The 14,886-nt window shown below is 63.0% G+C and carries 14 protein-coding genes; 8 read left to right on the forward strand and 6 right to left on the reverse strand.

What is annotated here, in order from left to right; translation table 11 throughout:
* Positions 1-2: 2 nt before the first annotated feature.
* Both RHIBR816_RS0120095 and RHIBR816_RS0120100 read right to left on the reverse strand, forming a co-directional pair.
* A complete protein-coding gene (locus RHIBR816_RS0120095; RefSeq protein ID WP_018238389.1) occupies positions 3-1,151 on the reverse strand; it encodes a Gfo/Idh/MocA family protein in 1,149 nt (382 codons plus the stop codon).
* Positions 1,152-1,273: 122 nt separating this feature from the next.
* A complete protein-coding gene (locus RHIBR816_RS0120100; RefSeq protein ID WP_018238390.1) occupies positions 1,274-1,939 on the reverse strand; it encodes a TetR/AcrR family transcriptional regulator in 666 nt (221 codons plus the stop codon).
* A 227-nt stretch (positions 1,940-2,166) separates the two neighbouring features.
* Here RHIBR816_RS0120100 and RHIBR816_RS0120105 point away from each other — a divergent pair, with 227 nt between their 5' ends.
* Genes RHIBR816_RS0120105 through RHIBR816_RS0120130 form a run of 6 tightly spaced genes read left to right on the forward strand, consistent with a single transcriptional unit; the run spans position 2,167 to position 8,517 of the window.
* Entirely contained in the window at positions 2,167-3,453 is a 1,287-nt protein-coding gene (locus RHIBR816_RS0120105; protein WP_018238391.1) for an ABC transporter substrate-binding protein, read from the forward strand.
* A gap of 5 nt (positions 3,454-3,458) precedes the next feature.
* The gene (locus tag RHIBR816_RS0120110; protein ID WP_018238392.1) at positions 3,459-4,415 is read left to right on the forward strand and encodes a carbohydrate ABC transporter permease; all 957 of its coding nucleotides are present in this window, start codon (positions 3,459-3,461) and stop codon (positions 4,413-4,415) included.
* Positions 4,408-5,295, forward strand: coding sequence for a carbohydrate ABC transporter permease (locus tag RHIBR816_RS0120115; RefSeq protein ID WP_026187230.1), 888 nt, complete (start codon positions 4,408-4,410; stop codon positions 5,293-5,295). Before RHIBR816_RS0120110 ends, RHIBR816_RS0120115 begins: the two co-directional genes overlap by 8 nt.
* Before the next feature lie 22 nt (positions 5,296-5,317).
* Positions 5,318-6,334, forward strand: coding sequence for a Gfo/Idh/MocA family protein (locus RHIBR816_RS0120120; protein ID WP_018238394.1), 1,017 nt, complete (start codon positions 5,318-5,320; stop codon positions 6,332-6,334).
* A 1-nt stretch (position 6,335) separates the two neighbouring features.
* Positions 6,336-7,409 carry a Gfo/Idh/MocA family protein gene (locus RHIBR816_RS0120125; RefSeq protein ID WP_018238395.1) on the forward strand — a complete coding sequence of 358 codons (1,074 nt, stop codon included), beginning with the start codon at positions 6,336-6,338 and terminating at the stop codon, positions 7,407-7,409.
* 28 nt (positions 7,410-7,437) lie between these two features.
* Positions 7,438-8,517 carry an ABC transporter ATP-binding protein gene (locus RHIBR816_RS0120130; protein WP_018238396.1) on the forward strand — a complete coding sequence of 360 codons (1,080 nt, stop codon included), beginning with the start codon at positions 7,438-7,440 and terminating at the stop codon, positions 8,515-8,517.
* A 24-nt stretch (positions 8,518-8,541) separates the two neighbouring features.
* Here RHIBR816_RS0120130 and RHIBR816_RS0120135 read toward each other — a convergent pair whose 3' ends face one another.
* On the reverse strand, positions 8,542-9,795 hold the full coding sequence (locus RHIBR816_RS0120135) for an MFS transporter (protein WP_018238397.1): 1,254 nt from the start codon (positions 9,793-9,795) through the stop codon (positions 8,542-8,544).
* A gap of 53 nt (positions 9,796-9,848) precedes the next feature.
* Entirely contained in the window at positions 9,849-10,505 is a 657-nt protein-coding gene (locus tag RHIBR816_RS0120140; protein ID WP_018238398.1) for a metalloregulator ArsR/SmtB family transcription factor, read from the reverse strand.
* Positions 10,506-10,581: 76 nt separating this feature from the next.
* Here RHIBR816_RS0120140 and RHIBR816_RS0120145 point away from each other — a divergent pair, with 76 nt between their 5' ends.
* On the forward strand, positions 10,582-11,778 hold the full coding sequence (locus RHIBR816_RS0120145) for an MFS transporter (protein ID WP_026187231.1): 1,197 nt from the start codon (positions 10,582-10,584) through the stop codon (positions 11,776-11,778).
* A gap of 69 nt (positions 11,779-11,847) precedes the next feature.
* Here the strand turns inward: RHIBR816_RS0120145 and RHIBR816_RS0120150 are convergent, their stop codons facing one another.
* Positions 11,848-12,459 carry a class I SAM-dependent methyltransferase gene (locus RHIBR816_RS0120150; protein WP_018238400.1) on the reverse strand — a complete coding sequence of 204 codons (612 nt, stop codon included), beginning with the start codon at positions 12,457-12,459 and terminating at the stop codon, positions 11,848-11,850.
* A gap of 41 nt (positions 12,460-12,500) precedes the next feature.
* The gene (locus tag RHIBR816_RS0120155; RefSeq protein ID WP_018238401.1) at positions 12,501-12,689 is read right to left on the reverse strand and encodes a DUF1059 domain-containing protein; all 189 of its coding nucleotides are present in this window, start codon (positions 12,687-12,689) and stop codon (positions 12,501-12,503) included.
* A gap of 290 nt (positions 12,690-12,979) precedes the next feature.
* On the opposite strand from RHIBR816_RS0120155, the gene RHIBR816_RS0120160 reads away from it, so the two are divergent.
* Positions 12,980-14,752 (forward strand): adenylate/guanylate cyclase domain-containing protein, encoded by a 1,773-nt coding sequence (locus RHIBR816_RS0120160; protein WP_026187232.1) that lies wholly within the window; start codon positions 12,980-12,982, stop codon positions 14,750-14,752.
* The last annotated feature ends 134 nt before the right edge of the window (positions 14,753-14,886 follow it).

Genomic DNA, 14,886 nt, shown 5'->3' on the forward strand with positions numbered 1-14,886 from the left:
GCTCAGAACTCCAGGGCCGGAACGTCGAGCCAGCGGCGCTCTTCCCAGGATTTCAGGCCCAGCTCGGCGAGCTGCACGCCCTTGGCGCCTGCCTCGAGCCCGTAGGGCCAGGGCGCATCCTCGGCGACATGGCGCAGGAACATTTCCCACTGCGCCTTGAAGCCGTTGTCGAAGACCTGCGTATCCGGCACCTCGTCCCAGGTCTTGTAGAAATCGATCGTCTGCGGCTGGTCGGGGTTCCAGACCGGCTTCGGCGTGTTGACGCGGTGCTGGGTCCAGCATTTCGTCAGCCCGGCGACGGCCGAGCCGTGCGTCCCGTCGACCTGGAAGGTGACGAGATCGTCGCGGCGCACCCGGACCGCCCAGGAGGAATTGATCTGCGCGATCACGCCGCCCTCGAGTTCGAAAGTGGCATAGGCCGCATCGTCCGTATCGCAGTCATAGGTGCGGCCCGCTTCGTCGACACGGCTCGGAATGTGGGTGGCACCGAGGCAGGAGACCGCCCTGACCTCGCCGAAGAGGTTGTCGAGCACATAGCGCCAGTGGCAGAGCATATCGAGGATGATGCCGCCGCCATCGTTCTTGCGGTAGTTCCACGACGGCCGCTGGGCCGGCACGCCCCAGTCGCCCTCGAACACCCAGTAGCCGAACTCGCCGCGCACCGAGAGGATCTTGCCGAAGAAGCCGGAATCCTTGAGCAGCGCCAGCTTGCGCAGGCCGGGCAGGAACAGCTTGTCCTGCACCACGCCGTGCTTCAGGCCGGAAGCGCGCGCCTTTCGCGCAAGCTTGACGGCGACTTTCAGATCATCGGAGATCGGCTTCTCGCAATAGACGTGCTTGCCGGCATCGAGCGCCCTGCCGATCAACTCGGCACGCATCAGCGTCGTGCCGGCATCGAAGAAGATCTGGTCGTTCGGATCCGATAGCGCCGCGTCGAGGTCGGTCGACCAGCGGGTGATGTTGTGGCGCTTCGCCAGTTGCTCCATCTTGTCGCGGTTGCGCCCGACGATGATCGGGTCGATCTCCAGCCTTTCGCCGGACTTGAGCGCGATGCCGCCCTGATCGCGAATGGCCAGTATCGAGCGCACCAGGTGCTGGTTGTAGCCCATCCGGCCGGTGACGCCGTGCAGAATTATCCCCAAACGTGCCATGCGGTTTCCTCCCTGACAGGCCTCGCGGGAGTGGATCAGCCCTCCCAGCCAGTAACTAAACGGTTACTTTGTGGCAGATAGAAATCCAACTTGTCAACATTAAAAACGACATGTCAGCAGATTCAGCGGCGAATGGAGGCCAAGGTCACCTGGACGATATGGCGCTTCCAGGCCTCGAGATTGGCCTCGTCGGCGAGTTCCCGGCCGAAGATCGTCGTCAGTGTGTGCTGGTTGGAGAGGTAGAAATAGCCGAGCGCCGCGATTGTCAAATAGACGTTCAAGGGGTCGGCATCGACGCGGAACAGGCCCTTCGCCTTGCCGCGATCGAGCAGGTCGGCAAGCTTGTCGATGAAATGTGAATGCAACTCCTTGAGTCGTGTCGACTGGCGCAGCCAACGGGCCCGATGCAGGTTTTCGGTGCCGAGCAGGCTCAGGAATTCCGGGTGTTCGAGGAAGTATTTCCAGGTGAACATGGCGAGTTCCGCCACTCCCTGCTCGGGCGACAAATCGCTGAGATTCAACGATTTTTCCGCCGTTCGAATGTCGATGTAAGCCTCTTCCAGAACGGCGAGGTAGAGCTGCTCCTTGTCGCCGAAATAGTGATACAGCATCCGCTTGTTGGTGCCGGCCCGTTCGGCGATCGCGTCGACCCGCGCGCCGCCGATACCGTTTTCGGCGAACTCGGCGGTCGCGGCCGCAAGGATCGAGGCACGCGTGCGCTCCGGATCGCGGCTTCCGGCCCGTTCCGCCTGCCCGCCCTTGGCCACCCGCCTGCGCTTCACGTCCATATGAGCCCTATCCATTCCCGCACCTCCGGCACCTCTTGCCAGTCGCGGCAATCGATGCAACATTGTAAAAAAATCTTACAAGATAATGACACCTTCGCACACAACTGCTTGACAGGCTCATCGCTTGTCCATAGTTTGTAACCAATTAGTTATTTGTTGCAAGAGGACGGCGTTACGAAACCAGGGAACGGGACGCTGTGGAGGCGTTCCGGAGGGAGGAGGAACAGATGACAATGCGCATGACCAGACGCAACGTGCTCGCCGGAGGCGCGGCACTTCTTTCATATTCCATGCTGGCGTCGAGCGCGCTTTCCCAGGAAGCGCGGATCAGAATGCTCTGGTGGGGCTCGCAGGCCCGCGCTGACCGCACCAACAAGGTCAACCAGCTCTTTCAAGCGGAAAACCCCGGGGTCGCGATCAACGGCGAATTCCTCGGCTGGAGCGATTACTGGCCGCGCCTTGCGACCCAGGTCGCCGGCCGCAACGCGCCGGACATCATCCAGATGGACTACCGCTATATCGTCGAATATGCACGGCGCGGTGCGCTGGCACCCCTCAACGATTATCTCGGCTCGGTGCTGAAGGTCGAGGATTTCGACAAGGTGCAGATCGAGGGCGGCAGCGTCGACGGCAAGCTCTACGGCATCAGCCTCGGCGCCAATTCGGCAACGATGCTGGTCAACACGGTCGCCTTCGAGGAAGCCGGCATCGACCTGCCGACCCCGTCGACCACCTGGGAGGATATGGCAAAGATCGGCGCCGAGATCACCAAGGCCGGCAAGCGCAAGGGCTTTTTCGGCCTATCGGACGGCAGCGGCGTCGAACCGCTGCTCGAGAATTGGCTTCGCCAGCGCGGCAAGGCGCTGTTCACCGCCGACGGCAAGATCGGCTATGACGCGAACGACGCCGCCGATTGGTTCGCCATGTGGGCGGCGATGCGCGAGGCGAAGGCCTGCGTGCCGCCGGATATCCAGGCGCTCGACCAGTTCAATCCCGAGACGAGCCCGTTGTCACTCGGAAAGTCGGCAACGTCCTACGCCCACTCCAACCAGCTGGTCGCCTATCAGGGCATCAACAAGGACAAGCTGGCGCTCAGGAACCACCCGCTGGTCGGCAAGGACGCCAAGGGCGGCCACTACCGCAAGCCGTCGATGTTCTTCTCCGTCTCGGCCCAGACCAAGGACCCGGAGCTCGGCGCCAAATATGTCAACTTCTTCGTCACCAACCCCAAGGCCGCCGAAGTCCTCGGCGTCGAGCGCGGCGTGCCGGAATCGAAGGCAGTCCGCGAGGGCCTGGCACCGACGCTCGACGAGCTCGGCCGCGCCGCACTGGACTACGTCTCCGGTCTTGGTCCGCTCGCCGGTCCGCTGCCGCCGCCGCCGCCGTCGGGTGCCGGCGAGGCCGAGCTGGCGCTCCGCACCGTCGCCGAACAGGTGGGCTTCGGCCAGCTCGATGTGAAGCAGGGCGGCGAGACGCTGGTGAACGAGGTCACGCAGATCCTGTCGCGAGGGTAAGGGGTATGGCTGCCGTGCAGGATTCCGCCATAGCTGTCGGCAGGGGCGCCAAGGCGCGCCCCGCCGCACAGGGCCGCTTCGCCGCCCTCTGGACCAACCATGGCGCCGGCTACATGTTCCTGTTGCCGTGGCTCGTCGGCTTCTTCGGGCTGACGCTCGGGCCTGCCGTTGCCTCGCTCTATCTCTCCTTCACCAGCTTCGACCTGATCCGCTCCCCGGAGTGGGTCGGGACGGCCAACTACGTCCGCATCGCCACGGCCGACCCGAAGTTCGCCGCCTCGCTGAAGGTAACCTTTCTCTATGTGGCGCTGTCGGTCCCGTTCAAGCTGGCCTTCGCGCTGTTCGTCGCCATCCTTCTCGATCGCGGCGTCAAGGGCCTCACCGCCTATCGCGCCATCTTCTACCTGCCTTCGCTGCTCGGCGGCAGCGTGGCGATCGCCGTGCTCTGGCGGCAGCTCTTTGCCGGCGACGGGCTGATCAACAGCCTGCTCGCACAGTTCGGCATCGAAGGCCCGAGCTGGATTTCGCATCCGGACTATTCGATCTGGACGCTTGTCGTCCTGAGCGTCTGGCAGTTCGGCTCGCCGATGATCATCTTCCTCGCCGGCCTGCGGCAGATCCCGACCGACATGTACGAGGCGGCAAGCCTCGACGGGGCATCGAAGTTCCGGCAGTTCTACAAGATCACTTTGCCGCTGCTCACCCCGGTCATCTTCTTCAATGCGGTGGTGCAGACGATCGAGGCCTTCAAGGCCTTCACGCCCGCCTTCATCATCTCCGGTGGCACCGGCGGGCCGATCAACTCGACGCTGTTCTACACGCTCTATCTCTACCAGGAAGCCTTCGGGAACTTCCGCATGGGCTATGCCTCGGCGCTCGCCTGGATCCTCGTGCTGATCATCGGCCTGTTCACGGCCTTCTCGTTCCTCACCTCTCGCTACTGGGTGCACTACGATGACTGACGCGACCATGAGCTCGATCACCGCACCGCCCCCGTCGACGGTCAATCGCCGCAGCCCGCTCGGCTCCGTTCTGATCCATGCCGCGCTGATCGCCGCCTCCTTCGCGATGCTCTATCCGCTGCTCTGGATGGTCTCGGCATCGGTCCGGCCGGAGGACGAGATCTTCTCATCGACGACGCTCTGGCCCTCGTCGGTGGATTTTGCCTCCTATGTGCGCGGCTGGTTCGGGCTCGACGTCAGCTTCGGACGGTTCACCTGGAATTCGGTGGTGATCGCCGTTCTGACGGTCGTCGGCAATGTCATCGCCTGTTCGCTCGCGGCCTATGCCTTCGCGCGGCTTCGCTTTGCGGGCCGCAATTTCTGGTTCGCGATGATGCTCGGAACGATGATGATCCCCTATCACGTGACGCTGATCCCGCAATATGTCCTCTTCCTCGATCTCGGCTGGGTCAACACCATCCTGCCGCTGGTCGTGCCGAAGTTTTTGGCAAGCGACGCCTTCTTCATCTTCCTGATGGTGCAGTTCTTCCGCGGCATTCCGCGCGAGCTCGACGAGGCGGCGATGATGGACGGCTGCGGCCCCTGGCGCATCTACTGGAAGATCATGCTGCCGCTGTCGCTGCCCGTGCTGGCGACCGCCGCGATCTTCTCCTTCATCTGGACCTGGGACGATTTCTTCGGGCCGCTGATCTACCTCAATGACATGAACACCTACACGATCCAGCTGGGCCTGAGAACCTTCGTCGACTCGAGCAGCACCTCCGACTGGGGCGGCCTCTTCGCCATGTCGACGCTGTCGCTCGTGCCGGTGTTCTTCTTCTTCCTGTTCTTCCAGCGCCTGCTGATCGAAGGCATTGCCACCACCGGCATGAAACGCTGACCGACGGAGTTCAAAGACCAACATGACCGAATTGCGTTTCGCCGCCGTCGGCCTCAACCACAACCATATCTACGGCCAGGTGAATTGCCTGGTTCGCGCTGGCGCCCACCTCGTTGGCTTCCACGAGCCGGACAACGAGTTGGCGGCAGAATTTGCCGGTGTCTACAAGGATGTGCCGCGCTTCGCGACGCTCGACGAGATCCTCGAGGATGACAGCATCGGCCTCGTCACCACGGCGGCGGTCTCGGCCGAGCGGGCGGAACTGGCGATCCGCGCCATGCAGCACGGCAAGGACGTGCTCACCGACAAACCGGGCATGACAAGCCTCGACCAGCTCGCCAAAGTGCGGCGGGTCCAGGCGGAGACCGGACGGATCTACTCGATCCTCTATTCGGAGCATTTCGAAAGCCCGGCGACGGTCAAGGCCGGCGAGCTCGTCGCCGCCGGCGCGATCGGCGATGTCGTGCATCTCGTCGGCCTCGGACCGCACCGGCTGCGCCGCGAGACCCGTCCGGACTGGTTCTTCCGCCGGCCGGAATACGGCGGCATCCTCACCGACATCGCCTCGCATCAGTGCGAGCAATTCCTGTTCTTCACCGGCACGAACGACGCGAGCATCCTTTCCGCGAGCGTCGACAACCGCAGCGTTCCCGACAGGCCCGAGCTGCAGGATACCGGCAATATCCACCTCTCGACCGGCAAGGCCACCGGCATGATCCATGTGAACTGGCTGACCCCCGACGGCATGTCGACCTGGGGCGACGGCAGGCTGTTCATCGTCGGCACGACCGGAACGATCGAGGTCCGCAAGACCGTCGACCTCGCCGGCCGCGAAGGCGGCAACCACCTCTTCCTCGCCGATCGAAACGGCGTCGAGCACATCGACTGCTCCGGCATCGAGCTGCCCTTCGGCCACCAGCTCGTAGCCGACATCCGCGACAGGACCGAAACCGCCATGACGCAGGAGCGCTGCTTCAAGGCCATGGAGCTTGCACTTTCCGCCCAGGCGATCGCCGAACAGAACCGGGAAAAGAACTGACATGAGCGTAAAGACAGTCGCCATCATTGGCTGCGGCATCGGACGGTTGCACATGATCGAGGGCTACCTGCCGCATCCGGACAAATTCCGGGTCAAGACCATCTGCGACCTCAACGTCGAGCGCCTCAACGAATTCGGCGACGAGTTCGGCATCGAGGGCCGCACGACCGCCTTCGAGGACGTGCTCGCCGACGAGACGATCGACATCATCGACATCTGCACCCCGCCGGGCATTCACCTGGAACAGGTGGTGGCGGCGCTTGCCGCCGGCAAGCACGTGATCTGCGAGAAGCCGCTGACCGGCTCGCTCGCCGGCGTCGACAAGATCATCGAAGCGGAAAAGCGCGCCCGGGGCGTGCTGATGCCGATCTTCCAGTATCGCTATGGCGACGGCATCGAGAAGGCGAAGCGCATCATCGAGGCAGGCATTGCCGGCAAGCCCTATGTCGGTTCGGTCGAGACCTTCTGGCTGCGGAAGCCCGAATACTATTCCGTCCCCTGGCGCGGCAAATGGGCGACCGAACTCGGCGGCGTGCTGGTCACCCATGCGCTGCATCTCCACGACATGCTGCTGCATCTCCTTGGTCCGGTGGCAAAGGTGTTCGGCCGCGTCGCGACGCGCGTCAACGACATCGAGGTCGAGGATTGCGCCTCGGCAAGCCTGCTGATGAAGAACGGCGCCTTCGTGTCGCTCTCCTGCACGCTCGGCTCGCAGGAGCAGATCAGCCGGCTCAGGCTGCATTTCGAGAACGTCACCTTCGAAAGCAGCCATGAACCCTATACGCCCGGCAAGGATCCCTGGAAGATCATCGCCGCCAACGAGGCGGTGCAGGCTCAGATCGACGAGGTCATCGGCGATTGGCAGCCGGTGTCGCCGCGCTTCACCACCCAGATGGCGCATTTCCACGCGCATTTGGCCGGGGGAGCGCCGTTGCCGGTCACGACGAAGGACGCCCGGCGGGCGCTGGAACTGGTGACGGCGATCTATCAGTCGGCGGATAGCGGGCGGGAGATATCGCTGCCGATCGGACCGGACAGTCCGAAATACGCCGATTGGCGCGCCAATACGAGATAGTCGGCCAAGGCCGCAGGAGGAATTCAAAATGGCAACCAGCGTCGTTCTGCAGAAGGTCGAGAAGCGCTATGGCGCGCTCGACGTGATCCACGGCATCGACCTCACCATCGATCCCGGCGAGTTCGCCGTCTTCGTCGGTCCGTCCGGCTGCGGCAAGTCCACCTTGCTTCGGATGATCGCCGGGCTCGAGGAGATTACCGGCGGCACGCTGATGCTCGACAATGACCGGATGAACGAGGTGGCGCCCGCCCGACGCGGCATCGCCATGGTGTTCCAGTCCTATGCGCTCTACCCGCATATGTCGGTCTACAAGAACCTCGCCTTCGGCCTCGAAACGGCGGGCTACCGAAAGGCGGAGATCGAGCCGAAGGTGCGCCGCGCCGCCGAGATCCTGCAGATCGAAAAGCTGCTCGACCGCAAGCCGAAGGCGCTTTCCGGCGGCCAGCGCCAGCGCGTCGCGATCGGCCGGGCGATCGTCCGGGAGCCGCGCATCTTCCTGTTCGACGAACCGCTCTCCAACCTCGACGCCGAGCTGCGCGTCCAGATGCGCGTCGAGATCTCGCGGCTTCACCGCGACCTCGGCAACACGATGATCTATGTGACCCACGACCAGGTCGAGGCGATGACCATGGCCGACAAGATCGTCGTGCTGAACTCCGGCCGCATCGAGCAGGTCGGCGCGCCGCTCGATCTCTACAACAACCCGGTCAACCGCTTCGTCGCCGGCTTCATCGGCAGCCCGAAGATGAACTTCCTGAAGGCGCGGATCGGCGGCGTCACGGAAAACGAAACGACAATCGAGGTCTGCGGCGGCACGATCCGCCTGCCGCGCCGCCTCAACGGCGCGGCGCAGGGCCAAGAGGTCACCTTCGGCATTCGCCCCGAGCACCTTTCCGCCCGCGACAGCGGCATCGCGCTTGCGGCCGTCAATGTCGAGCTCGTCGAGAATCTCGGCGGCGAGACGATGCTCTACGGCATCACCCCCGACAGCCAGCAACTGACCATCGCGCTCGAGGGCCAGCAGAAGGTGGAGCGCGGCTCCAATCTCTCGGTCTATTTCGATCCCGGCCGCTGTCACGTCTTCGGCCTGGACGGGAGGGCGATGTAACGAACCAGCAAGGCCCCACATTGTTCAGGCGGAAGGTGAGGTCTTCTGCATCGTGACCGCGACAACCACGCCGGAGGCAAAGGTGAGGAAGGCGACCGATGCGATCGCCCAGTCAAGGCCGAACCGATCCGCGATCAGGCCCGCGGAAAGCGCCCCGATCGCGTAGCCGAGGTCGCGCCAGAAACGATAGACGCTAAGGGCGCGAGCCCGCCAGGTCGGGTGCGCGGCATCCGAAACTGCGGCGATCAGGCTCGGATAGACCATGGCCGTGCCGATCCCGATCAGTAGGCTGGCGACAAGCCAACACTCGAATCGCCTCGTCACTGCAGTCAGGAACAGTCCAGCGGCCTGAACCCACATGCCTGCGACGATCAGGCCTTTGCGCCCCCAGCGATCGCTCAAGGGGCCCGTCGCGATTTGCAGGATGCCCCAGGTCGTCGGATAGATAGCCTTAAGGATGCCTATGCGTTCGAGCCCGAGGCCGAATGAGGCGAAATACAGTGGAAATATGCCCCAGCACATGCCGTCATTGAGATTGTTGACCAGCCCCGCCTGGGAGGCCGCGAACAGATTGCGGTCCTTGAAGGACGCCAGGGCGAAGACTTCGCGGAAGCCGATTGACGGCGTTTGCTCGGCGCGCGCGGAAGCTTCGAGCCGGACGTGATCGCGCGTGTCGCGCACGAGCAGGATCGAAAGCGCGGCTCCCAGCAACCCGTAGCCAATGCCCAGATAGATCGGCGTCGGTCGCAAGCCATGCTCCGAAGCAAGGTAACCAGTGAGGAAGGCGGTCAGGCCGACGGAGATATAGCCCGCGAACTCGTTCACCCCGACGGCGAGCCCGCGCGACTTCGGTCCGACGAGATCGACCTTCATGATGACCGTCATCGACCAGGCGAGCCCCTGGTTCACGCCGAGCAGTGCGTTGGCCGCGATGATCCATCCCCAGTTCGGTGCCCAGATGATCATGAACGGGACCGGCAGGCCGACGAGCCAGCCGAGGACAAGGACGCGCTTGCGCCCCCATAGGTCCGCCATCTGACCGGAGACCAGGTTGGCCAACGCCTTCACGACGCCGAAGCTGACGACGAAGGAGACGACGAGCGTCGTCGAGGTGATGTGGAATTCTTCCGAGCCGATCAGCGGGACGACGGTACGTTCAATCCCGACCATGCCGCCGACGAAGGCGTTGATCAGAACGAGCAGCGCGAACTGGGGCCAGTTTTCGTGAAGGCCGAGTCGGATGTTGGATGGAGACTCCGCTGCACTCTCCCTGGCCATCAGTCACACGCCGGTAGGTGGTAGCAGGGGAGACTTCGCGCGAATGTGCGTCATCAGGAGGCCTCGATCGCGTATCCCGCCGCCTTCCATTCCGGGAAGCCATCCTGCAGCCGACGAACGCGATATCCTCTCGCGCGAAGGGCTGCGACGGCCTCGAAGGAGAGAATGCAGTACGGCCCCCGGCAGTAGGCGACGATCTCGTGATTCCTCGGCAGCTCCGACAGGTGCTGTTCGAGTTCGCCGAGTGGAACGTTCAAGGCTCCGGGGACGTGCCCAAGGCTGAACTCGTCCTCGGGACGGACATCAAGGATCGTCACATCTCCATCGTCCAGGCGACCGAGCAGTTCTTCGCGGGTCACGGGTTCCAGGTGATCGAGCTTGCCGAAATAGTCGCCGACGATCTCGCGGATCTCGGCGCTGTTGCGCTCCGCATAACAGTGCAGCGCAGCGAGGAGCTCGAGGATCGGTCCCTCGCCGAGACGATACAGGACGCGCTTGCCGTCGCGGCGGGCGCGCACATAGCCGCCGCGGCGCAGCAGTTGCAGATGCTGGGAGGTGTTGGCGACCGTCAGCCCCGTCAGCTCCGCCAACCGTTCCACCGACCGCTCGCCCTGCGACACATACTCTATCAGTTCGAGACGATGGGCGCTCCCCAGCATCTTCGCCAGTTCGGCTAGCTGCTCGTAAATCTGAACCTTTAGGCTTGACATCGCAGAGCAATCCAAAATAGTTAATCATTCAATTTATATCTTGAATGATTGGTTCTGTAAAGTCGAGGTTCGTGCGATGTCCAGTCGTGGATTGCATCGTCAGGTGTTTTTGCTCGCCAGCGCCCAGGCGCTGTTCCAGACGGTATCCGTCATGGTGATGACCGTCGGCGGCCTGGCGGGAAGCAAGATCGCGCCGTCGCCCGCGCTCGCCACCATGCCGATCGCCGCCATGTTTCTGGGGACAGCCGTTGCGACGTTCCCAGCCTCGATGTGGATGGCAAAAGTCGGACGACGTCCCGGCTTCATCCTCGGGGCGCTGCTCGGCGTCGTCGGGGGAATGACCGCCGCGTTCGGCGTCTGGATTGCTGATCTTCTGTTGCTGTCCCTCGGGACGATGCTCGTCGGAGCCTATCAGGCCTTCGCGCAATTCTACCGCTTTGCCGCCAGCGAGGTAGCGGACGAAGGGTTCCGGCCGCGCGCGATTTCTCTCGTGCTCGGGGGCGGTATCGTCGCGGCGTTCGCAGGGCCGATGATCGGGCGCTTTGGTGGCCCGCTGCTGCAGCCGGAATTTCTCGGATCGTTCCTGCTGCTCTCGCTCGTATCACTGCTCGCCGGTGGCATCCTGTTCGGCCTCAGGATTCCAGCTGCCACTGCCGCGACTTCCCTCGCCGAAGGGCGCCATTGGAAAGCGATCGTGGCGCAGCCCGCCTACCTCGTGGCCCTGTTCGGCGCGGCAACGGGCTACGGTGTCATGATCCTGGCGATGACGGCAACGCCGATCGCCATGGTTCACCACCATCACGATCTTTCGACCGCTGCGACGGTCATCCAGCTTCATGTGCTCGGCATGTTCCTGCCGTCCTTCTTCACGGGTTCGCTGATCGCTCGCTTCGGCGTTCTTCCGATCATGTTCCTCGGCGTCGTGATCCTGACGGGCCATGTGCTGATGACTCTTACCGGGACAGGGTTCGGGTCTTTCGCCGCCGCGCTCGTTCTCCTCGGGGTCGGATGGAACTTCCTCTACATCGGCGGCACGACGCTGCTGACGACGACCTATACGCCCGCCGAGAAGGGGCGCGCCCAGGCGATCAACGACATGACAATCTTCGCGGTCGGACTGGCTTGTTCGTTCGGGGCAGGCGCATTGCTCCAGAGACTTGGCTGGCAGATGCTCAATCTGGCGCTGCTGCCGTGGCTCGCAGTTGCCGCCTTGGTACTTGCCTCGCTGGCCTACCGTCAGCGGCGACTGTTGGAGCTTGCCACCTCAGCGTGACGCCACGACCGTCCCCACCTGAAACTGTCTTGCCCGACTTAGGCGGCGGTAGGCGCGGTCAAACGGGCGTTAGATCGGTCTTGCGCTGCCTTCGTACATGAACGTCATCGGCTTCGGCCCCCGCATGTAGCCCGTCTCGATCCGGTCGATCCGAAAACCTCCGCCCTCTATCATGGACCTGATCGGTCGGTTGAGGTGACAGCCGCCGCTGATCCGCCGCCAGACTGGCGTGAGGCTGTCCTGCCACCAGCGCACGCCCCGGTCGGGCGAGAGCCCATGCTCGACGAACAGTAGCTTGCCCTGGGGCCGCAGCACCCGGCGCATTTCCGCCAGCGCCGTCGCGGCTCCGGGGATCGTGCACAACGTCCAGGTCGTCACAACTGTGTCGACGCTCTTGTCGTCAAGCGGAATAGCTTCCGCAGACGCTTCGATGAAATTGACCGTCGGTCCGGAATACGGGACGCGACGGGCCATGGTGAGCAGGGCTGGGTCGGGCTCCAGCGCCAGAACCTCCCGAACGACCGGACGGTAAAACGGCAAATTCAGGCCCGAGCCGCTACCGATCTCCAGGACCCGACCCTCCGCCGCGCCGATCACACGCTCGCGATAGGGATGCAGGCGCTCGTTGCGCATGGAAAGATCGCACAGCTTCGGCAGGATGACATCGCTGTATATTCCCATGGACGACCCTTCCAAAGGGACGCAACGGCGCGTCTGGCGGACTACGTCTCGCGAATTAGGTTTTTGATCTGCTGCCGATCTTCCGATGACCACTTGTCAGGCTCCTCCTGATGAGCAGCCACGCCGTGGAGTTCGATGTGTTTCCAGAGCTCCGCTTCGGTTTCGGCCGTAAACGAGGCCGGACAGGCTTCCATTCCGGGATAATCCATGCAGCGATATGAGTAGGCCATAGCTTCACCCTCCTACGCCACCATCACGGTACCACGCGCTGTGTTGACAACAAACAGTGCGAACGCACGCGGATCGCGACGAGCACGTCGGCAGAAGGTGGAGCGCGGCGCCAACCCCTTCGCTCTATTTCATCCGCCAGCCGTCACGTCGGTTTGGACGACCGGCGATGGAGTCGGCACATATCACAATCAGCCCTGTTCAAAAGAATCCGCTAATTTAAGATAGGCGATTGCGCCGGGCTGCGTTAGAATCGCCCCGACCGCTGATCTGTCAGTCCGGTGGCATCTTGATGAAGCAGAGACTAGCCGCAATCCTGGCGGCCGATATGGTCGGCTACAGTCGGCTGATGGAAGCCGACGAAGCAGGCACCATCGCCCGCCTCAGGACGCACCGTATAGAATTGATCGATCCCGCCATAGCGAAGAACGAAGGCCGGATCATCAAGACGACGGGCGACGGCATGCTGGTGGAATTCCAGAGCGTCACCGACGCCGTGCGATGCGCCGTGGAAATCCAGCAGCGCATGAAGCGGCGCAATTCGGACGTGCCCCAGGATCGGCGGATCGAATTCAGGATCGGCATCAATCTCGGCGATATCATCTTCGACGATGACGACATCTTCGGTGACGGCGTCAATATCGCCGCCCGGATCGAACAACTGGCAGATGTGGGCGGCATCTGCGTCACCGCCGCGGTGGCCACGCAGATTGCCGATCGCCTCGAAGTCCCGATCGAGGACCTTGGCGAGAAGAAGCTGAAGAACATCAGCCGCCCCGTGCAGCTTTTTCGGATCGGGCTCGAAGGCTCCGCCCTGCCCTCCCTTTCGGAAGAGAAGGACGAGAAGCGCGCCGTTTCCAAGCCCTCGATCGTGGTGCTGCCGTTCGACAACATGAGCGGGGATCCCGAGCAGGAGTTCTTTGCCGACGGCTTGACCGAGGACATCATCACGGAGCTGTCGCGCCGCCACGAGCTCTTCGTCATCTCCCGCAATTCCAGCTTCGTCTACAAGAATCAGCCCATGAACGTGCGTGATGTGGCAGAGAAGCTTGGGGCTCGATATCTGGTGGAAGGCAGCGTCCGCAAGATCGGCGACAGGGTGCGAGTGACGGTCCAGCTCATCGACGCGATCAACGATACCCATGTCTGGGCCGACAAATACGACCGAAAACTGGACGATATTTTCGCCATCCAGGACGAGGTGACGGCGGCGATAGCAGCCACTTTGCCGGGGCGCCTCGAGGCGGCCCAGCGCGACCAGCTGGCCCGCACGAAACCGGCGAACATGGCCGCCTACGAATGCGTGCTCACAGCCAAGGTGCTGCATCACCGCGGCACGGTCGCCGACAATGAGCAGGCCCGGGCCCTGATAGACAGGGCCCTCGAGCTCGACCCCGGCTACGCACATGCCCATGCCTGGCGGGCCTGCATTCTCGGGCAAGCCTGGGTGCACGGCTGGTGCGAGGACAAGGACGCGACCTGGGCCGAAATCGTCGCAGAACTTGAACGGGCACTCGCGCTTGACGACAATGACGCCGATGTGCACCGCATCCTCGCCGCCGTGAACGTGAACAACAACGAACTGACGACGGCCCGCTATCATCAGGAGCGTGCCCTTTCGCTCAATCCCAACTACGACCTGGTGGTCGTCCAGCAGGGCGAGCTCTTGACGTGGCTCGGCCGGCCGGAAGAAGGGGCCGAGTGGATCCGCAAGGCAATGCAGCTCAATCCCCATCATCCGGAACGGTTCTGGAGCCATCTCGGAAAGGCGCGTTTCGCGGCGCGTCAGTATGGCGAGGCGATCGAGTCGTTCATGCACCTTTCGACGATGGATTATGTCCAGCACGCCTTCGTCGCCGCCTGTTACGGTTGGCTCGGCGACGATATTGCGGCTTCAGCGCATATGACGAAGGTCAGGGCGCTCACCCCCGACTTCGGCCTTGAATCCTTCCTTTCCACGTTGCACTACGCCCAGGAATCCGACAGGCAGCACATCCGCGAAGGGCTTGTCAAAGCGGGCGCGGACGATGGCTTCTCGGCAAGGAACGACATCGCGGCGCAATAAAGCCTCTCACCCGAACGGACCGAGTTCTCACCCGCAAGAAATTTGCGACTGACGGCGAAACCCTGCCGGAAGCAGGTAGTGCACGCTACGGACTACTGCATGTTTCCTTAAATCGTAGCCGATTTGAGGACAAA

Origin of the sequence: Ensifer sp. BR816 (assembly GCF_000378985.1) — a bacterium.
Classification (GTDB): domain Bacteria; phylum Pseudomonadota; class Alphaproteobacteria; order Rhizobiales; family Rhizobiaceae; genus Sinorhizobium.